Source organism: Pseudomonas spirodelae (assembly GCF_034653255.1).
GTDB lineage: Bacteria > Pseudomonadota > Gammaproteobacteria > Pseudomonadales > Pseudomonadaceae > Aquipseudomonas > Aquipseudomonas spirodelae.
In genome coordinates this window covers 35,086-57,606 of the sequence record NZ_JAYEET010000052.1, presented here as the reverse complement: position 1 = coordinate 57,606, position 22,521 = coordinate 35,086, and the positions used below count along the sequence as shown (strand labels likewise).

Below are 22,521 nucleotides of genomic sequence, written 5' to 3'. Positions count from 1 at the left end.
GCACTGCTGTGGCCAGTACCCAGGCTGCGGGCGATCTTGCGCACGGACAGGCCGCAGTCGAACTTGAGGCGCAACACCTCTCGGATTTTACGCATGGATAAACGCTCCACGACGACCTCTTCGCTTCGAAAAAGAGGTCGATGGTAGTGAATAAATCCTGCGTAGCTGCCTGCCTGAAAAGTGTCCGGATGGCCGTGGAATCGGTGTCCGGATGCTCGTGGAGTGAGTGTCCGGATCAGCGTGGAATCACTGTCCGGATGTGCGTGGAATGGGTGTCCGAGTCAGCGTGGAATCCGCAGCTTGGACAGCAGGTGAAACAGCAACGCACCGCCAGCCTGGCTGAACGGCAGATAACCCAGTTCGTCGAGGATGACCAGATCCATGCGCAGCAGTGCCTGGGCGATCCGCCCGGCTTTGCCGTCGTGTTTTTCGCGCTCCAGCAGATTGACCAGATCGACCGTGGAGTAGAAGCGCACGCGCTTACCGTGCCGGGTGATGCCGGACACGGCCAGCGCGGTGGCTAGGTGGGTTTTACCGGTGCCTGGGCCGCCGATCAGCACCACGTTCTGCGCGGTGTCGGTAAAGCTCAGATTGGCCAGCTCGCTGATCAAGCGAGCGTCGGCGCTGGAGGCGCTGAAGTCGAAGCCGGCCAGATCGCGGTGCATCGGCAGCTTGGCCATGTTCATCTGGTGGCTCACCGAGCGCATGGCACGATCCGTGTGCTCCTGTTCCAGTAGGTGTTCAAGCAACCACTTGGACGAGGCTGTGTTCGACTCACCCTGTGCAGTTAACTCCGCCCAGGCCGTGGCCATGCCGTGCAGGCGCAGCTCCTTGAGTTCCACCATCAAATCACGCATGACCGACCTCCTCGGCCTGGCCACGCAGGCGGTCGTAGCGCGCCGTGTTAGCGACGGGGGCTTCCTTGAGCGACAAGTGGGTTTCGACGCTGGGTGGTGGTTCGGATGCTGTCAGCCGTGCCACGACATTGAGGATGTGTTCGGCGCTCAGGCTGCCGCTCTCCAGTACCAGCTCAACGGCTACCAGCACGGCATCGAGTCCGGCGACCGGTACGGCAGCCAGGACTTGCGCCATGATCCGGTCACCGCCGGCATGACGCCCCAGACCGTGCTTAAGCTGACGCAGCGGCGCTGGCAGATCAGTAAAGGGCGCTCCGTTGCGCAGCGCGCCGGGCTTGCGCTCAATCAGCGGGATGTAGTGCTGCCAGTCGTAGCTGACCTGTTCGCGATCCAGCAAGCGCGCATGGCTGGCAATCAGCGCATCATCGGCCACCACCTCGATGCGGGTCGGATACAAACGGCTGCTGACCCACTTACCCGCGTACTCACACGGCACCGAGTAACGGTTGCGCCCGACACTGACCAGGCAGGTGCTGGAGACCCGCGCAGGCCGCTCGACGTAACCGTCGAAGGCCGCGGGCATAGGCATCAGTTCGGCGCGCTCCAACTCCAGTACCTCGGCCACACTGAGCCCGCTGTATTGAGGGTGCGTCAGCTCGTTCCAAAGCGCGCGGCAGCGCTGGCCCAGCCAGGCATTGAGTTCCTCGAAGGAGTGAAACTGGCAGTCCTGGGCGTCTAGCCAGATACGCCTGCGGCTGTCTTGCACGTTCTTTTCAACGATGCCCTTTTCCCAACCAGCGGCGACGTTGCAGAAGTCCGGATCGAACAGGTAATGCGCACACATCACCGCAAAGCGCGCATTCACCGCCCGGCCTTTGCCCTTATTGACCTTGTCGACGGCGGTCTTCATGTTGTCGTAGATGCCCCGGCGCGGCACGCCGCCCAAGGAGCCGAACGAGCGTGTATGGGCGTCAAATAACATCTCATGGCCCTGGCTCGGATACGCCACAAGCCAGAACGCACGGCTGGCACACAGCTTCAGATGTGCCACCTGCATACGCCGGTAAATGCCGCCGACCAGCAAGCCTTCCTCGCTCCAGTCAAACTGAAACGCCTCGCCAAGAGCAAAGGTCAGCGGCACAAAGGCCTGCGACGCCTTGCCCTGTCCCCCTCGCCAGGCACGGATAAACGCGGTGAGCTGGCTGTAGCCACCGTCATAACCTTCGGCTTTGATTTGCGCCAACAGCGCCTTGGCACTGCGCCGCTGTTGCTTGGGCCGCAGCGAATCGGCTTTTAGCGCCTGCTCCAGCGTGGCGTGAAAAGGGCTGAGTTTGTTGAAGATCGCGCGGCGTTGGTAGACCGGCGGCTTGGCCTCAGGTGCTCTGACCCACTTGCGAATCGTGTTGCGCGCCAACCCGGTGCGCTTGGCTATCTCATGCAGCGACAGCTTGTCGCGGAAATACATCCGGCGAATTTTGCCCATCATTTCCATACTGATCACCCTGTGTTCTCCTGCTCAAAAATTGAGCAGAAGCAGTTGAACACCTGGGTCAGTTTTCAGTCGGCAGAACAGCCTCTACTGGGTCAGTTTTCGGTCAGCGGCAACACCGGGATAGGATTCTGGTTCATCTGATTGAGATGAACCTCACCCTTTTCCGCGATACTTCTTATCATTCACCCAGCGGTAGCGGTTCGGATCTTTTGCCAGCAAGGACGCTCTCATGGCTTCGCGCCTGGCCTTGTCCGCCCGAAGGAAGATGCCTCGTAGTTCGGTGTCGATGCTCTGTTCGCTGGCACCGCGTTCCTCAGCCTTGGCGTACCAGTCGTATCCCTCCCCGAAGTTACCTAGCTCCATGCATACAGCGCCTAGCAAAGTGCATGGACGAAAGTTTCGCGGCTGTAACTTATGCCCCTGCTTGCCGAATTGAAGAGCTTCGGTGCGCCGCCCCAGATCGCGCATGACCCCGCCGCGGGTGGTGCACATCGCTGAGTGGATCTTGGGGTGTTTAAAGCGATTGCTCGGTACGCTGGCGAGTAGTTCGAGTGCAGATTCTGGCTGATCGCACTTTCTATAGTGGCCACTGGCGTTGATTGCGTTCCACGGGTCCTGAGTTCGGCGGTACTGATTGCCACAGAATTCAGCCTCGCGCAGGTGGTAGGCCTTCCGCAGTTCCTTAGTGAAATGGTCTTGGACTTCAGTGTTGAGCCAAACAAAGTCGTCATCAGCCAGTCGGTTGCCGGAGTCGATGTTCTGGAGGATGTCCATCATCCGTGGCAACAAAGACTGATCAATGACGAAAATCCCGTATTTCCTGCGCAGGATGTATGCGGGATCGCTTTCGCGAGCAATGCGAGCGACCTCGGCAGCCTCAAGCCGGAGTCTTTGTGCTTCGGCCTGCTCAAGGCGAGCTGCTTCGGCAGCGGCCCGTGCGACCTCAACTGCATCGATGTCCGAAATATAGGACTCGTAGGTCACTTGGCCAATGGCCAGTTCATGCAATCTAAGAAACCCTTTGACCTTGAGATAGTTGAGATAGGCTGCTGCAAGCGGACGCCCTTGATAGAGAGCGTCCAGGATATTGCTAAACGGCGAGATGACCGCTTTAGGGTGGTCCACACGGAAGTGACGGGCAATGTCTCGGGGCGTCGGGGCTATGTAATCGGGGTCGCGCATACGAGTTTTGTACGCTGCTTCAGCCGCTTCACGATTAAGGTTGCATTGCATTGCCCACGTAGCTTCATAGGCGATGCGAGCTTCATCAGCGGCCTTGCGCTCATGATCGGACTGGGCCTTCTGCGCTGCAGCGCGTCTAATACGAGCAGCTTTTTCGGCTTCGATCTTACGCTGGCCCTCAATATGCCACGCACGCTCCTGGGCTAAACGATCTGCCTTCTTAGCTTGGTGTTCTGCTTTGGCAGCCTGCTCACGAGCTACTAAAGCCGGATCCAAAGCTGCGATGAAGCCCTCGTAGGTAATCTGGCCAGTCGCCAGTTGATAAAGCTCATTGAGGTTCTGTTGCTGCAGATAGTTCAGCGACAGTGAGGTAAGAGGCTGCCCACGAAATATGCTTTCGAGAATATTGCTCAGGCGAGTAGCGGGAATTGTTGCGCCGGTAATGTGGCTGACGCAGAAGTGGCATGCTACGTCATAGAGAGTTGGGCGATTTAAATCCATAAAAAGGCGAGTCCGTTCCTGCTTGAGTAACATTCCTCAGATTCTCTCACAAGCTTTAGAGGCCCGCGTCTAGCCAAAGCGGACGATCCAAGACTGGACCTAGGTTCATCTTGACCGGACGCACCAATATCCGGTCTTTCGCAATTCCCTAGAGCTCCTTGCCCACCTAGATATGGCGCAGCTCATCAAAAACTGCGCCACATTCGCAATCGTAAATGGCACAGTTCTGGAAACTGCGCCAATATTGCGCCAACAGCATTTAAACGGTGCCAATTCAGCAATGCCTTCAAGCACTGAAATACTGAACAGCATCCAAGCATCTGGAAACGGATTGACACTGGCAGAGCTCCTAGCCAGATACCCTGATATAGCTCGAAGAACAGCACGCCGGTTATGAATTACGAAAAGTTACTGTCGAGTGTCATCCAGCTCGTAGAAGACGCGGGCGAGCTTCTAATTGCCGAGTGGCAGCGCCCGAATGGACTTCGTGGCTCAGGTGATAAGGCAGAAGTAGATATCGAGATTGAGTCCATGCTAAAGCCCGGGCTGCTCCAGTTACTCGACTGCGATTTCTGGGGAGAAGAAACAGGTTATCGACTCACTGGAGCACAGTATTGCTGGGTTGTTGACCCCAATGACGGAACTGCCGACTTTCTAAAAGGCCACAAAGGCTCAGCCATATCGGTCGGTCTACTCGAAGACTCAAAACCGGTGCTTGGCGTGGTTTATGCCCCCGTTCTACAGGATGGGCAACCTGACTGCATCTCGTGGGCCAAAGGTTCGCCAACCTTACTGCGAAATGGAAAACCGGTAACAGCAACTCTTCCCCGTAAGGAATGGAATCAAAGCAGCAAAGTCATGGTTAGTACCGCAGCAAAAGGCAAGCCCGAGCTCAATTCAGAATTATGTTCCCCCGGTAGTTTTGTTGCGATGCCCAGCATCGCCTATCGACTGGCACGAGTAGCAGCGGGGGATGGGGATGCAGGTGTATCACTTGTACCCGTATCAGCGCACGATGTGGCTGCCGGTCATGCGCTGCTAATTGGTGCCGGCGGAGTGCTAGTCGATCAAGATGGCATCGGCATTACGTATGCCACAGAAGTCAGAATGCAAACTGTCTCCCGGAAATGCTTTGGCGGCACTGCAGAAGCCTGCCAGGCACTTATACGCCGGAACTGGAGCAAGGTATTTAGCTAGCCTTGCTCGGCCACAGTTAGTCTTGATTAGAAGCTTCCATCAGGACTATTCGTTTGCTGCTTTTAAAACTCACCATCAAAGGGACGGTGGCTTTTCATCTTTAATGGCAGCTTCTTCCAGGCCTCAAGAATGCACCGTCCATCTTCTTCGCGCTTCGCGTCAATTAATGAAGCGCTATAAATTGAACGCGCCTGTTGACGCTCACGCTTCACACGAACAAGCTGCTCATACTCTGTCTCCATAACGCCTCCTACAGGTTGAAAACTAGACTGTGTTGGCGAGCAGCTCTAACTAAACGTGACATCCCCATCAGTAACGTCGCACTTATCGCGATCTTCTATCCTTGCCAGGATCCACTCCTGTACCTCGGTATCGATCCAGCCGACGGAACGGTCGCCTAACGAGACTGACTTCGGGAAAGTGCCCTCACCGATGTACTTGTAGAGGGTCGATCTGGCTAGGCCGGTCGAGTAGATGACTTCTTTCAGGCGGATAATTCGCACAAGCAATTTTCCCGATCAGCTTAGGGGGAAGAAAGGGATTTGAACCTGCCAGCTAGTGGGCCCAGCCTGCCTGTGATCTTAAATGGAAATTGTGAGCCTATTGGCTATCTGGTTTTTTATGGTGAGACTTAATTTAAGCAGCTACCCAACGTTCAGCGTGAGTTTCTGGGCACGATGCCAACCTGCATACCGAACGGATTAAACACGCTATTCAAGGTCTGAACAGTCGGGTTGCTTTCATCATGCTCTAGTTGGCGCAAGGCCCGCAGGGACAGCTTACACATCTGCGCGAACCGAGCCTGTTGCAACCCCGTCACGTCCTTGCGTAAACGCCTAACTGCCTCGCCGATAGTGATTTCGCCAGAAGCCAGCTGCTCCTGTAGCTCGGTAAGAATCCGATTTCGCTCAAGAATGTCCATTAGATAAGCCCCCAGTTTTTGAGCCGCTGAGGCAGATCTCGCAACGCTATGCGCGGATGATTCATTGCAGCCGCGGGCAGTCCGTCGGCACTCAGCAAGTCAGGCAAAGCCAGGAAATTTTGTGCTGCGATCCTTAGCCGCTGAAATAGCTCATCAGGCGCGATCCACTCAGCAGCTTCATCGCAGGCAGCTTTCCAGTCGACCTGACCTGCCATCTCAATCTGCTTTGGCCATTTTGTTGTACGCGTTACGCCTTCATCATCCATGACCATGGGAGCCAGATCATAGAGTGGAGCCAGGCTCACGCCTTGCTCAGTTCGAAGGATTGAGGTGTTTCGACCATGATTGTCTGAGTTGCCAAGAATCTGATTCAGTAAATCACGCCGCATGTACTCGAATACCAAATCACCAACCTGTTCGGCCTGTCCAACGTTCTGCCATAACGCGACCAAGTTTCGTAGTACATCCGAATGCGACATATAGCTGCCAGCTTCGACTACGCCCGACAGTGAATACATCGACTCAACAGCGACACGATTAACGCCTGCAGGACCAACCCCACGATCAAAGCGGTGCATCCACAGGCTGGGCTTCTTTCCTTCCTCCAAAGCCAATCCTTCGGCTGCGATGGTATCGAGCCCCAACTGCTGAATCGCTCGATAGAAGCAGTACTCGCTGCGTAGGATGTCCTGGTCGGTCTGACTGGCTTTGTTGCGGGCGAACTTCACAAACCAGTGCTGCACAGCATCTGCATCGGGCAATACGGCGTCAGGATGCAATGCGCCATGGCGGTCTTCGGTTAACAGTAGCTTAGGGGCTTCACCGCCTGCTCCGGTAGCTCCACCAATGGCAGCTCCCTGCTCATAGGCATACTCCAAAAAGCGTGAATCGCGGCTGACCACTTCGTCTCGCGTAAAACCCAACACAGGACTACCTTCGATTGCGCCTGCCGACTCCTTGATTCGCAAATTTCCAATAGGCGCAGGCGTACAGCGCCCCAACAGAAACAAATCCAGGTTCATGCCCTCCGGTCGCTCACCACTCAAACGTTTCAGCAAAAAGCGTCTAGCCGCGCCAGCAGGCAAGATATCGAAGAGAAAAGCCGGAGCCTTCTTACTCCGCCAAGAGTCCCAACCCAGAGGTAAAGTGGCACTGACAGCGCCATTCAGACGAGTGCTAATCGAGTCGAGGGAGCCCACTAGATAGCCCTGCTCGTACCCATACGTACAAGGACCATCCAACCCTAGGTCAGGCTGCTCGAAACCAATCCCCATGGCGTCCTGCCATTCGCCACCCGCATAGATTTGTAGAGTGAGCTTGTGCATAGTAATCACCGGCAATTTAATGCCTAAACCTTAGCTAAGCCGCAACAAAAAGGCAATTAAATGCCTATAAAGGCTTTAAAACAATCAAAAAGGGCACTTTAATACCCATAGAAATCCGGTGCTCAGCAGACACTTACCTAGGCACTGCGCGGGTTCAACTCCCCCGCTAGGATTTGAAACCACAATTTGGATTCGCTACATGCCACTTGACGAAGAGCTCAAGGTTTCTATACTCAGGGCCGTGACTGTAAGAATTCCAACAAATCACTGGCGACAGGCAACTGGCCTGAAACCGTTGATTTGAGCAGGGGTAAGAGGTTTAGGATTCAAATCCCCCCGGTCCACCAAATACAAAAAAAAGACGTCCTCGGACGTCTTTTTTTGTGCCTGAAATCCAGTCTATACCCGACACTCAGTGCCATTGACTCCGACATACATCAATGGACGGGCACGTCTTTACACTCCCCACCTGGCTCAACCGCCTGACGAATCCTGGGAGCGAGGGTAATGAGAAAACCTGGCAGCAATATAGACGACTGGTCTATTTTAAAATATATTGCAGGCCAAAGGTGAACTCAGACCAGCATCTGGCCCAGTAAAACAGCGCACAAAGCCTCATAGGGCAAAACTCTTAGCACGCCACGGCGCACTGAACATCGAACACTACGCACATTGCGCCGCGCGCTCACGGCAACCCCGCGCAAGACTTTGCAGCAAAAATAGACGACTGGTCTATTCAGGATAAGGACATGTTCAGCTTCGACTTTTACAACCCTACCCGCATTGTCTTTGGCCGCGACACCATCAGTCGCCTGGATGATTTAGTGCCGACTGAAGCTGGTGTGTTGCTGCTTTACGGCGGTCAGCGTGCCGCGAAAGTCGGCACGCTGACACATGCACGCTGGCCATTGTGCTAACCGCAAACCTTGAAGTTCGCTTTGAAGCCAAGCGCGCCAAGTTGCTGCAATACGCCGAGCGGGTTTGGCAGATCCGCCAGGGCGACGAAGACAAGCTCGCCACACACCACCTAACCGACCTCGGCGAACACAGCGACGTCAGCCGCCGGGTGCTTGAAACGAGCCTCTAAGCCGCGCCGCTAGCGCTATACACCCACGCTGGCGGCACATAAGCAAACAGCCACACGCACGTTTAATCGCAAGGTAAACCACATGAAAATCCTCCTCGTTTTGACTTCCCACGCACAACTTGGCGACACGGGTGAGAAGACCGGTTTCTGGCTCGAAGAGCTGGCCGCGCCTTACTACGCCTTTAGCGACGCTGGCGCGCAACTGACTCTGGCATCGCCCAACGGCGGCCAGCCACCGCTTGACCCAAAGAGCAATGAGCCTGACTTCCAGACCGACGCCACCCGCCGTTTCGAGGCCGATTCAGTTGCCACGCATGCGCTGGCCAACACGCTAAAACTCAGCGACATGAGCAGCGCCGAGTTTGATGCCGTGTTCTACCCCGGCGGCCATGGCCCGCTGTGGGACCTGACCGAAGATGCCGCGTCCATCGCCCTGATCGAGCGCGCCATCGCCGCCGGCAAGCCGGTTGCGGCGGTTTGCCATGCACCTGCGGTGCTGCGCCACGTCAAAGGCAACGACGGACAGCCATTGGTCGCCGGCAAGGCGGTCACCGGCTTCAGCAACAGCGAGGAGGAGGCTGTGGGCCTGACTCAGGTGGTGCCGTTCCTGGTCGAGGACATGCTCAAAGCCCAGGGCGGCCATTACAGCAAGACCGCCGACTGGCAGGTGCATGTCGTCACCGACGGGCTGCTGATCACCGGCCAGAACCCGGCCTCCTCCGAAGCCACTGCCCACGCGTTGCTCAAACTGCTGGCCTAAGGCCGGCGTCACGCTGTTGCCAACGCTGGCAGCGGCGCACTTTTCGCCTGTGGCCGCTAGGTGGCCCCGGGTCTCAACAGGAATGTAAAAATGGATACAAGTCGCTTCTTTCAGTCGGTGCAACTCGGCCCGTATATGCTCAACAACCGCATCGTCCTGCCGCCACTGACGCGCTCGCGCAGCACCCAGCCGGGGAACATCGCCAACCCGCTGATGGCCACCTATTACCAGCAACGTGCCGGCGCAGGCTTTATGGTCACCGAAGGCACACAGATCGAACCCCGCGGTCAGGGTTATGCCTGGACGCCCGGCATTCACAGCCAGGCGCAAATCGACGGTTGGCGCCACGTCACCGACGCCGTGCACGCCGCCGGCAGCATCATTTTCGCCCAGCTCTGGCATGTCGGTCGGGTCTCGCACACCTCACTGCAGCCCGATGGCGCCGCGCCGGTAGCGCCGTCGGCGATAGCAGCGACCAACGTCAAAGTATTTATTGAAACCGGCCCAGGTGCCGGCGCGCTGGCCGAGCCTTCAGTGCCCCGCGCCCTGAGCAATGCTGAGGTCAAAGAACTGGTGCAGCTGTACGCGCAGGCCGCGCGCAATGCCCTGAGTGCCGGCTTTGATGGTGTGGAAATCCATTGTGCCAACGGCTATTTGGTCAATCAGTTTATCTCCGCGCATAGCAACCAGCGCGACGATGAATATGGCGGTTCGCTGCACAACCGTTTGCGCTTCCTGCGCGAGATTGTCCAAGCCGTAGCCGAGGTTGTTGGTGCCGACCGCTTGGGCGTGCGCTTCGCGCCGTTGTTTGAAAGTACAGCAGAGGACCGGGTTTACCTGGGCCTGGTTGAAGAAGACCCGCACAACACCTACATCGAGGCCATCAAAGTGCTCGAAGAGGCCGGCATCGCCTACCTGTCGATCGCCGAAGCCGACTGGGACAATGCCCCCGCGCTCCCCGAGGATTTTCGCCGTGAGGTGCGCGAGGCGTTCAGCGGCCGCATCATCTACGCCGGCCGTTACACCACAGAGCGCGGGGCGCAGACCCTGGAGGCAGGCTTGGGTGACATGATCGCCTTTGGCCGACCGTTCATTGCCAACCCGGATTTGCCGCAGCGCATTGCCAATGGCTGGCCGCTCAACCCGGTCGACCCTGCCAGCATGTACGGCGGCACGGAAAAGGGTTATAGCGACTACCCCACCTACGCCGAGTAAACCTGCACCAGCGGCCGTCGCGGCTTAACGCTGGCGGCCGTATGCTCGCGGACCGAAAATGCGGCAGCTAACGGGCTGGCGCATTCGGCGTCACGCGAGATGACAGACGCGGCCATGCCGCGCCTGGATAATCCATCATTCGCAGCCATATACCTGAGCGCTGCCCAAGCCCCTGCCTGCACGTCCATACTCAAGCGCTGCGCGGAGAAACAACCCGGCAGACCATTAAGGACTTATCAAGATGAGCGAACTGCACAGCACCCCGGACTGTATCGGCCTGGTACTTGCCGCCGGCGCCGGTCAACGCTTCGGCAGCGACAAACGCCGCGCCCAGCTGGCAGACGGCAACAGCTTGCTGCGCGCGACGGTGTTGCGCGCGCAAGAAGCCTTCAGCGATGTTCGGGTCGTGATAAAGACTGAGGATGATGCACAGGCCTTGGCTATTCCCTCTGACGTTCAGCTGGTGCGCGCGGCCCACGCCAAACAGGGCATGGGCTCAAGCCTGGCCGCCGGTATCCAGAGCCTGGCAAACACGCAGGCCACTGCGGTGGCGGTGCTGCTCGGGGATATGCCGTGGATTTCTGTCGCGACCCTGCAGCAACTGCGAGCGCAGGCCGACGCTGAACATATCGTCGTGGCTTACTGCGAGGGCCAGCGCGGCCACCCGGTGTTATTCGGCCGGCGCTTTTGGCCGCAGCTGATGCAACTGCACGGTGAGAATGGGGCCAAGGGCTTGATCGCCAGCCATGCGCAGCAGGTGATTACCGTGACGCTTACTGACAGCGGCATTCTGCGCGACGTCGACACGCCCGCTGACCTTAGCCACCCACCGATTTCATAATCAGCGCACTGCCGGTAAACGTAGCGTCTTGCTTATCCGCCAACGCGCGACTGAGCAAACCTGCCAACTGCGGCTGTGCCTGTTCACTCGGCAGATCCAATAGCCCGCCCATAAAGTGCCCGCGATTGGATGACAGGCACCCGTATAACCAGCCCGTAGACGACAACCGCAGGCGGCTGCAACTGCGGCAAAAGGGCGCGCTTTCGTTGGCGATAATGCCGAACGCCCCACGCTCGCCAACGCTGTAACGCAGCGCGGTAGCGTCTAGCTCGGCCTCGGCCTGGGTGAAGGCATAACGCTCGCTGATCAACGCCAGCAGCTCGCGCTGACCAACGAACTGGGCGCGGAAAGCCTCTGCATGCTGCGCCAGATGGCCCATGCGCATCAGTTCGATAAAGCGCAATTCGTAGCCCTGCTCCAGGCAGAACGCCAACATCGGCATGACTTGATCGAGGTTGCTGCCACGCATCGGCACCATGTTGATCTTGATGCTCATGCCCGCTCGGCGCGCCTGCTCGATGCCGTTGAGCACCGTCTGCAGGTCGCCACCCTTGGCGATCGTGCGAAAGGCGCTAGGGTCAAGCGTGTCGAGGGACACATTGAGCCGCTGGATGCCCGCGCTGCGCAGCAACGGCAGTTTGCCGGCCAGCAACTGGCCATTGGTGGTCAGGCTGATATCCGCCAACGCCAATGCGCCGATGCCCTGCAGAAAAGGCTCCAGCCGGTCACTCAGCAGCGGCTCACCGCCGGTAATGCGCAGCGCATCGATACCCGCGACATCTTTGAGCAGCTCGACGGCGCGCAGCATCGACGCGGCCGTCAGCTCATCACGCGCGGCCACCAAGCGACGGCCATCGGCCACACAGTAAGTGCAGGCGTAATTGCAGGCGGCGGTGAGGCTAAGGCGAAGTTTACGGAAACGCCGACCCTGTCGATCAACGATCACCCAGCCATGCCCACATCGGAGCCAACGGCTGATTCGCCATCTTCAGCCAGCGCTTCCAGCACATAAACCTGACGGTCACTCAGCAACTCGCCAAGGGCTTTGGCCATGGCCGTGTAATGCGGCATCTGCCGATGCAGCGCTATCGCCTCGTGGCTGGCCCAGCGCTCGACGAAGACAAACCGCCCAGCCTGTTCAATGCAGCGATTCAGATCGTAAGACAGGCAACCGTCTTCGGCGCGCGAGGGTTGCACGCAGGCACGCAGAACCTGCTCGACCTGCTGCTCTTTGCCGGCCTTGGCGGTGAGCACCGCGACAACACGTAGGGATTGATTCATGCAGATGGATTCCTTGGTTGATCGTTATCAGCGCTGCACGGCAAATTGCGGGCAAGCCTCGGCAGCAACAGCGGTTTGCTCCAGGCCAGCGATGCGCAGCGGGTCGCTGTCATGAATGCTCGCGGCGCGCAAACGCAGGCTGCCGCCAGTGCGGCCATTGAGCACCGCCTGAATTTCCGCCAGCACCGCCATGGCCACGCTTTCCGGGGTGTCGCCGCCCAGGTCCAGGCCAATCGGATAATGCAAACTCGCCAGCCCCGGCAGGTCGCCCTGCTGCGCGTGAATACCGGCCAACAAGCGCTCGGTGCGCTCGCGCGGGCCTAACTGGCCGACATAGCAGGGTGCGCTGTGCAAAACACCCTGGAGCCAATGCGCGTCTTGCACCAGGCTGTGGGTCATCACCGCCACCGCGGCCCCGCGCACCTGTTCGTGATAGGCGAAAGGCTGCTCTACATCGCCGACCAGCACCTGGTCAGCCTCGGCAAACCGCTCGGCGCGGGCAAAGTGCGCCCTACCGTCGATCACCGTCACGTGCCAGCCCAACAGCTTGGCCATGCGCACCAGCGGCTGGGCATCATGGCCCGCACCAAATATCACCAGCCGGCGCACGGGCGGCAGGTATTCCAGCAGCACCTCCACCTCGTCGGCGCCATGGGGATAGAGACAGCGGGATGACTTGCCGCCCAGCAAAGTTTGTTGCAGGTCTGCACAGATGTGCTCAGCCAGCGCCAAGCCCAGCAGCTCGCCCTCGGCACCCTGCCCAGGCCGCAAGAACAAGCGCGCGCCCAACCGTGGCGCAGCCGCGCCCGAGCTGGCGATCACCGTGGCGATGGCCGCCGGTTGCTGGCTGTCACGCACGCCGCGCAAGGCATCGACCAAGGCGCAGGGGCCGCTGGCCGGCACGCGTTCGAACAGCACATAAACCTTGCCGTTGCAGCCCAGGCCGAAGCTCAGCGCTTCCTCGCTGGCCTCATCCGCCTCGGCGGTGCTGTAGCTGCGCAGCGCCGGCCCGGCTTCGGTCAGCCACCAGGCCTTTTTCGCCACTTCCGCCTCCAGGCAGCCACCACTGATGGTGCCCTCGGGTCGGCCGAAGCGCGACACCAGCATGCGTGCACCGGGCCGCCGATACGCCGAGCCTTCGACCTTGACCACCGTCGCCAGCACCGCTTCGCGGCCAGCCTCGCGCTCGGTCAGGAGCGCATCCAGCAATGTGTTCAGGCCCGACATGCGGCACCTCCGCTCAATGCAAGGACTCGGTCCGGCGCTTGACCACGGCCGACACCGCGACCTGCGCGCCACTGTCGCCAAAGCGCTGCAGGATAAAGCTGCTCAGCGCGGCCAACTCTTGATCGGTGTAAATGCTGCCAAACGACGGCATGCGCCGATCCACTGGGGTGTCCGCGGCACCATGGCCACTCAACAGAATGCCCAGCAAGTTGCTGGCGGCCGGATCGTTGACCGTCTTCAGGCCCAGCAGCATGGCCGTTTGGCTCTGGGTGCCGGTGCCGTCCCAACGGTGACAACTGGCGCAGGCGTCGGCAAACAACTTGTTGCCGAGTGCATTGCCGCTGCCCTGCTCCGCCAGCGTGACCTGCTGCGGGCGAGGCACGCCTTCACTGCGCGGCGCTGAGTCTTTGAGAAACACGGCAATCGCCTGGCGGTCTGCATCGGTCAAATGGCGCAAGCTGTTCTCCACCACCTGCGCCATCGGCCCCGAGGACAAGCCCAAGCCTGGCGCGGCGCCATCTTTCAAATAATCGGCCAGTGCGTCCGTGGGCCAGGCACCAATACCGTGCACGGGGTCGGCGCTGATGTTGTAGGCGTTCCAGCCCTGCAGCAGGTTACCGGCCAACGAGCGGTCACTGCTGACCGCCTGAAACAAGTTGCGCGGTGAATGGCACTCGCCGCAGTGGCCCGGGCCTTCTACCAGGTATTTACCACGATTCCACTCGTCTGAGTGCTGGCTGTCCGCCCGAAACGGCGCGTCGTCGAGGAACAACAAATTCCACACCGCCATGCCCCAGCGTTGGTTGAATGGAAAGCTGATGTGGTTTTCCCGCGGTGCCTGCTCGACAGGTTCCAGGCTGGCCAGGTAGCCCTTGATGGCGAGGATGTCATCGCGCGACATCTTGCTGTAGGAGGTATAGGGAAACGCCGGGTAGTAGTGTTTGCCATCACGGCCCACGCCGGTTTGCAGCGCGCTAACGAACTCCTCATCCGTCCACGCGCCGATGCCGGTTTGCACGTCCGGGGTGATGTTGGGCGAGAACAGCGAGCCGAACGGCAGCTTGAACTCAACGCCACCGGCGAAGGGTTGACCGCCAGGCACGGTATGACACGCCACACAGTTGGCGGCGCGCGTGAGGTATTCGCCCTTAGCCAGCGAGTCGTCTTGCGCATAGGCCGCTTGCGCCAGCAGAGCCGCGCTAGCGAGCGTCAGTAAGTTGCTTATTAATTTCATCAGGTGCTCCTTAAACCGGGTAGTAGCCGAAGCGGCTCAGCGGCAGGCGACGAATGCGCTGGCCCGAGGCCGCATACAAGGCATTCACCAGGGCCGGGCCGATCAAGGCCGTACCGGCCTCCCCCACGCCACCCGGTGCTTCCAGACTCGGCAGCAGGTGCACCTCCACCGCCGGCGCTTCGCTGATGCGCAGCTGCCGATAGGTGTGGAAGTTGGTTTGCTGCACCTGGCCGTTGTCTATCAGGATTTCGTTGAACAGCGAGGCGGACAGGCCAAACAAGGTTCCGCCCTCGATCTGCGCCTTAACCGAGGTCGGGTTAGTCGCAAAACCGCAATCCACCACACTGACCAGACGCTTGATGCGCAGCCCCAAGTCGCCCTGCATCTCCAGTTCAACCAGGGTCGCCACATAGCTGCCGAACACCGCGCTGACCGCCACACCACGCCCCTGCCCTGCGGGCAACGGCTGGTTCCAGTCACACTTCTCGGCCAGCAGGCGCAGCACCGCTTGGGCACGTGGCTGGTCTGCCATCAGTTCCAGGCGGTAGGCCACCGGGTCGGCCTTGGCGTTGTGCGCCAGCTCATCAATAAAACATTCCAGGGCATAAGTGCCGCGCATCGGGCCAACGCCGCGCCACCAGGATACGGGCACGACGTTCGGCTCCTGGCGGATATAGCGCACCTGCAAATTAGGCAGGCTGTAGATCGGGTCCACCGCCACTTCCACGGCATCGGCATCCACGCCGTTGGCCGGCAAGCTGCCGGCATAGCGGGCGAGAATCGAAGCGCCAGCAATGCGGTGTTCCCAGCCCAGCGGCCGCCCCTGCGCGTCGAGCGCGGCCTGCATACGGTCGGCGTAAAGCGGCCGGTAAAGGTCGTGGGTCATGTCCTCCTCACGGCTCCAGATCAGTTTGATCGGATAATCGACCTGGCGCGCGATGGCCACCGCCTGGGTGATGAAGTCGAACTCCAGACGCCGGCCAAATGCACCACCGATCAACTGGTTGTGCACCTGGATTTTTTCCACGGGCAATCCGGTGATTTGCGCAGCCGTCTGTTGGGCGAAGACCGGCACCTGGGTGCCGACCCACAGTTCGCAGGCATCTTTGCGCACATGGGCCACACAACTCATGGGTTCAAGCGGCGAATGCGACAACAGCGCCTGCTCGTAAACCGCCTCAAACTGGCTGGCCGATTGCTGCTTGGCTTGTTCAATGTCGCCGCTGCGCTTGGCAACCACACCATCACGGCTACTGGCCGCGAGCAGCTCCTGGTCCAACTGCGCAGAACCGATAGCGGCATGCGGCCCCAAGTCCCACTCAATCTTCAGCGCTTTGATGGCCTGCTGACAGGCCCAGAAATTGCTCGCGGTGACGGCCACGGCATTGTCCAGACGCACAATGTCGCGCACCCCAGGCACCCGGCGCGCCTGACTGTCATCCACCGCGAGCAGCCGGCCACCATGCACCGGGCAGGTGATGCTGGAGGCCACCAGCATGCCGGGGATTTGCAGATCGATGGTAAAGCGCGCCTTGCCGTTGACCTTATCGGGGGTGTCCAGGCGCTGCGCGGGAGTGCCCAGCAGCTTGAACTGCTCGGGGGTTTTCAGCGGCACCGTGTCGGGTAATGGCAGCGTCGCAGCCGCCTCGACCAAGTCGCCATAGGCCGCCTGCAAGCCATTGGGGCCAAACACCTGGCCGTTTTGCGCATGGCACAGGCTCGGCGCGACGCGCCACTGCAGCGCCGCCGTCTGGATCAACAGGATACGCGCCGTAGCACCCGCCCGACGCAGCGGCTCCCAGGTGTAACGGGTAGAGGTCGAGCCACCGGTGGCCTGAAACTGCAGCAGGGTGTCAGTATACAGCGCCGAGTTGGGTGGCGCCTCCTGGATCACCACCTGATCCAAGGGCACTTCCAGCTCCTCGGCGACCATCATGGCAATCCCGGTTTGCGCGCCCTGGCCCATTTCAATCTTCGGCGAGATCACCGTGACCACGCCATCGGGGCCCACCCGCACAAAGGCCCCGAAGCCCTCAGCAGAGCGATCACCCAATCGGCCGGCAGCCGCTGCATCGGCGGCGGCACTCTTGGCCACAAGTGGCGGTAGCCAGGTGCTCAACACCAAGCCACCGAGGGCGATGCCGCTGCCCTGCAAGAGGCGGCGACGGGACATATCAACATTGGTTTCGTTAGGCTTTTTCATCTCACGCCTCCTCAACCTGGCCAACACTGTGAATGGCCGAACGTATCCGGGTGTAGGTGGCGCAGCGGCACAGATTGCCCGCCATGGCGGCATCAATGGCCTGATCATCGGGCTTGGGCTGGCTCTGCAGCAGCGCCGTGGCGGCCATGATCTGCCCGGATTGGCAGTAACCGCATTGCACCACCTCGTGCGCCAGCCAGGCCTGCTGCACGGCTTGGCCCACGGCCGTCTCGCCAATAGCCTCAATGGTGGTGATCGAGCGCCCCGCCACAGCGGAAATCGGCGTCACGCACGAGCGGATTGGCTGGCCGTCGAGGTGCACGGTGCACACGCCGCACTGGGCAATGCCGCAGCCATACTTGGTTCCGGTCAGGCCCAGCACATCGCGCAAGACCCATAGCAGAGGCATGTCCGCGGCAACGTCAACCTGCTGCGACTGTCCGTTGATGATTAACGTTTGCATGTTTTTCCCTCTGCTTAATAGTGTTGATGCCGACAACCTGGGTTATCGCTTGGGTCATGTTTTCGGCGCGTGACGCTGACTGAAACCGCCTCACGCACTCATTGATTAATCTGCCTTAAACGGCCAACCAGCCACCCGGCCACCCGGCCAGCGGAAAGGAAATGAGCTGAGTGAAAGGCGCCAAAAAACTCAGCACCAGCAAAAGCGTAGGGCATAACCCCAGCCAGCCCAGCAAAATCCGCCATAGGCCGGCATTGACTGGATGCGATCACTTATTGCGGGTGTTCATAAGAATCTCTGCCGCCATCACTGCGCCTAATGGCCTGGGTTTTCTAAATAAAAAGCCCTGCCAGCAAGGAGCTTGAGCTGGCAGAGCACGAACCGTGGTTACTCCAACGCCTGACAATCAGTCGTCACCGACGCGAACCACCAACTTGCCAAAATTGCGACCCTCGAGCAGCCCGATAAACGCCTTAGGCGCTTCTTCCAAACCACTCACCTGTTCTTCACGGTATTTAATCTGACCCTGCGCAAACCAATTCGACATCTCGTTGAAGAATTCGGCATAGCGGTGGGCGTAATCATCAAAAATGATAAAGCCTTGAACGGTGAGACGTTTGCGCAGAATCGCCCCCATCAAGCCAGGCAAGCGGTCTGGGCCGCTGGGTGGGGCGGTGTCGTTGTAATGCGCGACGATACCGCAGACCGGCACTCGCGCCTTGGTATTGAGCAGCGGCAGCACCGCTTCAAAGACCTTGCCGCCGACATTCTCGAAGTAAATATCGATACCCGCAGGGCAGGCCTTGGCCAGTTGCTCGGCGAAGTCCGGCGCACGGTGATCGAGGCAGGCATCAAAGCCCAGCACCTCGACGGCATAGCGGCACTTTTCTGCGCCGCCGGCGACACCGACCACATGGCAGCCCTTGATCTTGCCGATCTGCCCGACAGTCGCGCCGACTGGCCCGGTAGCCGCTGCCACCACCAAGGTTTCGCCCGCCTGCGGCCGGCCAATATCGAGCAAGCCCATATACGCGGTGAAGCCCGGCATGCCAAAGATGCCCAAGGCATAAGAGGGATGGGCCGGCGAATCGCCCAGCGCGGTCAGGTCACTGCCATCGGACAACGCATAGTCCTGCCAACCTGCATAGGACAGCACCCAGTCACCCTCTTTAAACGCAGGATTTTTCGAGGCCAGCACACGGCCTACTGTGCCACCCACCATCACCCCGCCAACCTCCACCGGCGCGGCATAGGACGGCGCATCACTCATGCGGCCGCGCATATACGGGTCGAGCGACAGATAGACAGTACGCAGCAGCACCTGCCCCTCTGCAGGCTCAGGAATGAGGCCTTGCTCAATGCGGAAGTTCGCCTCGACAGGCGCACCGTGCGGGCGCGAGGCCAGAACAACGCGCCGATTGATTAGCTTTGACTGGGGCATGTGCAAACTCCTGGCGGGTGGTGAAGAGGGGTTGTCTCGATGGAAAAAATTAGACCAGTCGGCTATCAAGCCGATAAAAAATGCCCACCTCTAGGGTGGGCAATCTGCTCATCAGGCCTTATCAGAGGCCAGCATGGTATGGGTCGTGGCCATGGCGTTTTCCAGCGACCGGCTATTACGGTGCAGCTTGCTCAGCAGGCTGGCGCCGAGCCACAGCTGGTAAAGCGCGGTCGCCGTGCGGTAAGCATCGCCCTGCGGCAGGGAACCGTCTCGCTGACCCTGCTCAATACACGCTGTAATCCGCGCAATGATTTCATCGGCCCCATCGCGCAGCGTCAGGCGCATGGATTCAGAAAGATCCGCCACCTCAGCGCTCAACTTCACCACCAGACACTTCTGCTCTTCACAAGGCTCACAGTAGCTGTCCAGCCACTTCTGCCAGTAACCCATGAGCCGTTCGCGGGCCGTGTTGCCCGTGACGGCAAAACGCTCATCCATATTCGCCAAATAATTGCGAAAGTAATCCTCGAGCAAGGACTGGCCGAACTGCTCTTTGGATTTGAAGTAATGGTAGAACGAGCCCTTCGGCACGCTGGCGGCCTGCAAAATCTCGTTAAGGCCCACCCCCGTAAAGCCCTTAACCACCATCATGCGGTGGCCGGTATCGAGTAAATGCTGGCGCGTATCATCGTAGTTTTGCTTCATCGGGGTAGGCTACCAATAAATTAGACCAGTCGTCTAGTTACAACATTAAGGCCCTACTATACCAATAGTCCTCCCGCGCTACCCAGCCCAGCCGGCACCGATAAACGCCTGAAGAGCACTATTCAGGCCAGGCCAAATGCGCCCTGGCAAAAGAGCAGAACTGCAGCGCTCCCCCGGAAAAGACGCTATTAGCCGCTCACGTCAGCGTTCCAGTGCCTGAGCCAGCGCCCAAGCTCAGGCACCTTGGGTTTAGGCGTTTGCCTGGCGCGCCTTCAGGTAGGCGATGACCGCCGCTTGCTCGCCGGCAAATTCGATACGCGCCGCTTTGCTCTCGCGCTGGAAGGCATACATGGGGTCGTAATACTCACGCAGCAGCCCTTCGATCCAGCCACGGTGCAGGTCAACGTTGCCGCTGCGCTGCTGCTCGTCCAGCGCCGCCTGCATGATCGCCAACAGTCGCTGATAGCGCTCGCCGCCCAGGCGTTTCTGGATATTGCTCAAGCTTTGCAGCAGGCGCTCGGCGAACAAGCGGAAGCCATCCTCGATGCCATGCACACGGATAAACTCGGCGCACAGGTCGATCACATAATCACCAAGGATGCGCTCGACACGGCCCTCGAAGCTGTCCTCCAGCCACACCAGCGGGTATTCCTGCATGCCCTGGTACAGCTCCAGCGGCAGCGAGCAGGTGCCGACCAAGCGGCTCTCATCTTCCAGTACAAATTGCTCGGTACCGGCGGCGCGCTGCTTAAGGATGTCGATGGCCAGACGGTTCTCGAAGTCGATCTGCCCCGGCTGGACAGTGGCCCGTTTACCGAAACTGGAGCCGCGATGGTTGGCGTGGCCTTCCAGGTCGATGCTGTTGGTCAGCGCGCTGATGACTTCGGTCTTGCCGGTGCCGGTCATGCCGCCCACCACCACAAAATTGCACTCAGCTACCGCCTGCAGGGTGGTCTCCAGCAAGAACGTGCGCATGGCTTTGTAGCCGCCGATAACCCGCGGGTAGTCGATGCCGGCTTCCTTGAGCCACTGCTGGGTGATCTGCGAGCGCAGGCCGCCCCGGAAGCAATACAGATAGCCGTTCGGGTGAGCTCTAGCGAAGGCCGCCCAGGCCTCGACCCGCTCAGCTTTGACCTGGCCGCCAACCAGTTGATGACCCAGCTCGATGGCCGCGTCTTGGCCGTGCTGCTTGTAGCAGGTACCCACCTTTTGCCGCTCGATGTCATTCATCAGCGGCAGGTTGAGTACGCCAGGGAAAGCCCCCTTAAGGAACTCCACCGGCGCCCGCGCATCCATCAGCGGCCGGTCATTGAGAAAGATGTCGCGGTAGTCGCTGCTGTTGTCACGCATCAGAGCACCTCTACCGCGTAAGTCTGTCGCGCCACCAGCTGACCGATTGGCGCCAGGCTCAAGCCCAGCTCGGCCGCCACGGCCAGGAACTCAGCTTCGCCCTCGGCATTGACCGCCACCAACAGACCGCCGCTGGTTTGTGGGTCGCACAACAGGTTGCGCTGCGCCTCGGAGATCGGCGCGATTTTCTCGCCGTAACTCTCATAGTTACGCAGGGTGCCGCCGGGCACGCAGCCCTCGCCCAGGTAATAGTCAACGCCCGGCAGACGCGGCACGGCAGCGTAATCAAGCTGCGCGGTGAGGCCCGCACCATCGGCCATTTCCACCAGGTGACCGAGCAGGCCGAAGCCGGTGACATCGGTCATCGCAGTGACGCCGGCGAGTTTGCCGAAACGGCTACCGGGCTTGTTCAGGGTGCACATCCAGTCACGCGCCAGGCCGACGTCTTCGGCGCGCAGCTTGGCCTTCTTCTCGGCGGTGGTGAGGATGCCGATACCCAGCGGCTTGCTCAGGTACAGCCGGCAACCGAGCGTGGCGGTGTCATTGCGCTTCATGTGGCGCTTGCTCACCACGCCAGTGACCGCCAGGCCGAAGATCGGCTCTGGGGCGTCGATGGAGTGACCACCGGCCAGGGGAATACCGGCCTCATCACACACCGCGCGACCGCCGCGAATCACTTCGCGGGCCACTTCTGGCGGCAACAGGTTGACCGGCCAGCCGAGAATGGCGATGGCCATCAACGGGTCACCGCCCATGGCGTAGATGTCGCTGATCGCGTTGGTGGCGGCAATACGGCCGAAGTCGTAGGGGTCATCGACAATCGGCATAAAGAAGTCGGTGGTCGAAACCACGCCGCGCTCATCATCCAGGGCATACACCGCCGCATCGTCGCGCGAGGCGTTGCCCACCCACAGCTTAGGATCAAGGTTTTGCGCGCCGCTCCCGGCCAGGATCACGTCCAGCACCTTGGGGGAAATCTTGCAGCCGCAACCGGCTCCATGGCTGTACTGGGTCAGGCGGATCGGCTCGCTCATCGGTCAGGCTCTCGGCAAATCAGAAAACAAGCCGCGGATTCTAGCAGGCCGGCGGAAACACAGGATTGCCAACGCCGCTAGTTTTCTAACGCCCAGCCGGCAATGCTGGTCTTTAGCGCAGCGCTCCCTATAATCGCGCCACGTCGATTACCTGACGACACGCAGCCAGCCGAATAGCTGACCTGTTACTTAGAACCTTTTCCG

General features: G+C 59.8%; 22 protein-coding genes and 1 pseudogene. 6 read left to right on the top strand and 17 right to left on the bottom strand.

Annotated elements, in window-relative coordinates:
* Positions 1–296: 296 nt before the first annotated feature.
* The 3 genes and pseudogenes from istB to SOP97_RS17740 form a co-directional block, all read right to left on the bottom strand.
* Positions 297–857: pseudogene (istB, locus tag SOP97_RS17750) on the bottom strand (IS21-like element ISPst3 family helper ATPase IstB); the annotation flags it as partial.
* Positions 850–2,349 (bottom strand): IS21 family transposase, encoded by a 1,500-nt coding sequence (istA, locus tag SOP97_RS17745; protein ID WP_139134708.1) that lies wholly within the window; start codon positions 2,347–2,349, stop codon positions 850–852. The gene istA and the pseudogene istB, both read right to left, overlap by 8 nt.
* A gap of 153 nt (positions 2,350–2,502) precedes the next feature.
* The gene (locus tag SOP97_RS17740; protein ID WP_280066410.1) at positions 2,503–4,065 is read right to left on the bottom strand and encodes a tetratricopeptide repeat protein; all 1,563 of its coding nucleotides are present in this window, start codon (positions 4,063–4,065) and stop codon (positions 2,503–2,505) included.
* Positions 4,066–4,425: 360 nt separating this feature from the next.
* Here SOP97_RS17740 and SOP97_RS17735 point away from each other — a divergent pair, with 360 nt between their 5' ends.
* The gene (locus SOP97_RS17735) at positions 4,426–5,229 is read left to right on the top strand and encodes an inositol monophosphatase family protein (protein WP_322950334.1); all 804 of its coding nucleotides are present in this window, start codon (positions 4,426–4,428) and stop codon (positions 5,227–5,229) included.
* A 62-nt stretch (positions 5,230–5,291) separates the two neighbouring features.
* On the opposite strand, the gene SOP97_RS17730 is transcribed toward SOP97_RS17735, so the two are convergent.
* The 4 genes from SOP97_RS17730 to SOP97_RS17715 form a co-directional block, all read right to left on the bottom strand.
* Positions 5,292–5,471, bottom strand: coding sequence for a hypothetical protein (locus tag SOP97_RS17730; protein WP_322950333.1), 180 nt, complete (start codon positions 5,469–5,471; stop codon positions 5,292–5,294).
* A 45-nt stretch (positions 5,472–5,516) separates the two neighbouring features.
* Positions 5,517–5,732, bottom strand: a complete 216-nt coding sequence (locus SOP97_RS17725) for an AlpA family transcriptional regulator (protein ID WP_274086279.1) — start codon at positions 5,730–5,732, stop codon at positions 5,517–5,519.
* 152 nt (positions 5,733–5,884) lie between these two features.
* Positions 5,885–6,151, bottom strand: coding sequence for a helix-turn-helix domain-containing protein (locus tag SOP97_RS17720; protein WP_274086280.1), 267 nt, complete (start codon positions 6,149–6,151; stop codon positions 5,885–5,887).
* Complete coding sequence (locus tag SOP97_RS17715) at positions 6,151–7,476, bottom strand: type II toxin-antitoxin system HipA family toxin (protein WP_274086281.1); 1,326 nt, start codon at positions 7,474–7,476, stop codon at positions 6,151–6,153. The genes SOP97_RS17720 and SOP97_RS17715 overlap by 1 nt, the downstream gene beginning before the upstream one ends.
* A 749-nt stretch (positions 7,477–8,225) precedes the next feature.
* On the opposite strand from SOP97_RS17715, the gene SOP97_RS17710 reads away from it, so the two are divergent.
* From SOP97_RS17710 to SOP97_RS17690, 5 genes are all read left to right on the top strand, one after another.
* Complete coding sequence (locus SOP97_RS17710) at positions 8,226–8,393, top strand: hypothetical protein (RefSeq protein ID WP_274086282.1); 168 nt, start codon at positions 8,226–8,228, stop codon at positions 8,391–8,393.
* Positions 8,387–8,563, top strand: coding sequence for a hypothetical protein (locus tag SOP97_RS17705; RefSeq protein ID WP_274086283.1), 177 nt, complete (start codon positions 8,387–8,389; stop codon positions 8,561–8,563). The genes SOP97_RS17710 and SOP97_RS17705 overlap by 7 nt, the downstream gene beginning before the upstream one ends.
* An 82-nt stretch (positions 8,564–8,645) precedes the next feature.
* Positions 8,646–9,323, top strand: a complete 678-nt coding sequence (locus SOP97_RS17700; protein ID WP_322950332.1) for a type 1 glutamine amidotransferase domain-containing protein — start codon at positions 8,646–8,648, stop codon at positions 9,321–9,323.
* Between the two features lie 90 nt (positions 9,324–9,413).
* Entirely contained in the window at positions 9,414–10,538 is a 1,125-nt protein-coding gene (locus tag SOP97_RS17695; RefSeq protein ID WP_274086285.1) for an alkene reductase, read from the top strand.
* 241 nt (positions 10,539–10,779) lie between these two features.
* Positions 10,780–11,379 carry a nucleotidyltransferase family protein gene (locus SOP97_RS17690; RefSeq protein ID WP_274086286.1) on the top strand — a complete coding sequence of 200 codons (600 nt, stop codon included), beginning with the start codon at positions 10,780–10,782 and terminating at the stop codon, positions 11,377–11,379.
* Here the strand turns inward: SOP97_RS17690 and SOP97_RS17685 are convergent.
* The 10 genes from SOP97_RS17685 to selD all read right to left on the bottom strand — a co-directional run bounded on the left by SOP97_RS17685 (position 11,357) and on the right by selD (position 22,317).
* A complete protein-coding gene (locus SOP97_RS17685; protein WP_274086287.1) occupies positions 11,357–12,325 on the bottom strand; it encodes a GTP 3',8-cyclase MoaA in 969 nt (322 codons plus the stop codon). The genes SOP97_RS17690 and SOP97_RS17685 overlap by 23 nt on opposite strands.
* Positions 12,322–12,660 carry a putative quinol monooxygenase gene (locus tag SOP97_RS17680; RefSeq protein WP_274086288.1) on the bottom strand — a complete coding sequence of 113 codons (339 nt, stop codon included), beginning with the start codon at positions 12,658–12,660 and terminating at the stop codon, positions 12,322–12,324. The genes SOP97_RS17685 and SOP97_RS17680 overlap by 4 nt, the downstream gene beginning before the upstream one ends.
* Positions 12,661–12,687: 27 nt before the next feature.
* Positions 12,688–13,887: an XdhC family protein gene (locus SOP97_RS17675; RefSeq protein WP_322950331.1), complete on the bottom strand. Its 1,200-nt coding sequence runs from the start codon at positions 13,885–13,887 to the stop codon at positions 12,688–12,690.
* Between the two features lie 13 nt (positions 13,888–13,900).
* Positions 13,901–15,121 carry a cytochrome c gene (locus SOP97_RS17670; protein WP_322950330.1) on the bottom strand — a complete coding sequence of 407 codons (1,221 nt, stop codon included), beginning with the start codon at positions 15,119–15,121 and terminating at the stop codon, positions 13,901–13,903.
* Between the two features lie 10 nt (positions 15,122–15,131).
* Positions 15,132–17,324, bottom strand: coding sequence for a xanthine dehydrogenase family protein molybdopterin-binding subunit (locus SOP97_RS17665; RefSeq protein WP_322950329.1), 2,193 nt, complete (start codon positions 17,322–17,324; stop codon positions 15,132–15,134).
* A 1-nt stretch (position 17,325) separates the two neighbouring features.
* Entirely contained in the window at positions 17,326–17,787 is a 462-nt protein-coding gene (locus SOP97_RS17660) for a (2Fe-2S)-binding protein (protein ID WP_274086292.1), read from the bottom strand.
* A 406-nt stretch (positions 17,788–18,193) separates the two neighbouring features.
* Entirely contained in the window at positions 18,194–19,228 is a 1,035-nt protein-coding gene (locus SOP97_RS17655) for an NADP-dependent oxidoreductase (RefSeq protein WP_322950328.1), read from the bottom strand.
* A 111-nt stretch (positions 19,229–19,339) separates the two neighbouring features.
* Positions 19,340–19,933 carry a TetR/AcrR family transcriptional regulator gene (locus SOP97_RS17650; protein WP_274086294.1) on the bottom strand — a complete coding sequence of 198 codons (594 nt, stop codon included), beginning with the start codon at positions 19,931–19,933 and terminating at the stop codon, positions 19,340–19,342.
* A gap of 249 nt (positions 19,934–20,182) precedes the next feature.
* A complete protein-coding gene (gene mnmH / locus SOP97_RS17645) occupies positions 20,183–21,283 on the bottom strand; it encodes a tRNA 2-selenouridine(34) synthase MnmH (RefSeq protein WP_274086295.1) in 1,101 nt (366 codons plus the stop codon).
* Complete coding sequence (selD, locus tag SOP97_RS17640) at positions 21,283–22,317, bottom strand: selenide, water dikinase SelD (RefSeq protein ID WP_274086296.1); 1,035 nt, start codon at positions 22,315–22,317, stop codon at positions 21,283–21,285. The genes mnmH and selD overlap by 1 nt, the downstream gene beginning before the upstream one ends.
* Positions 22,318–22,521: the final 204 nt, after the last annotated feature.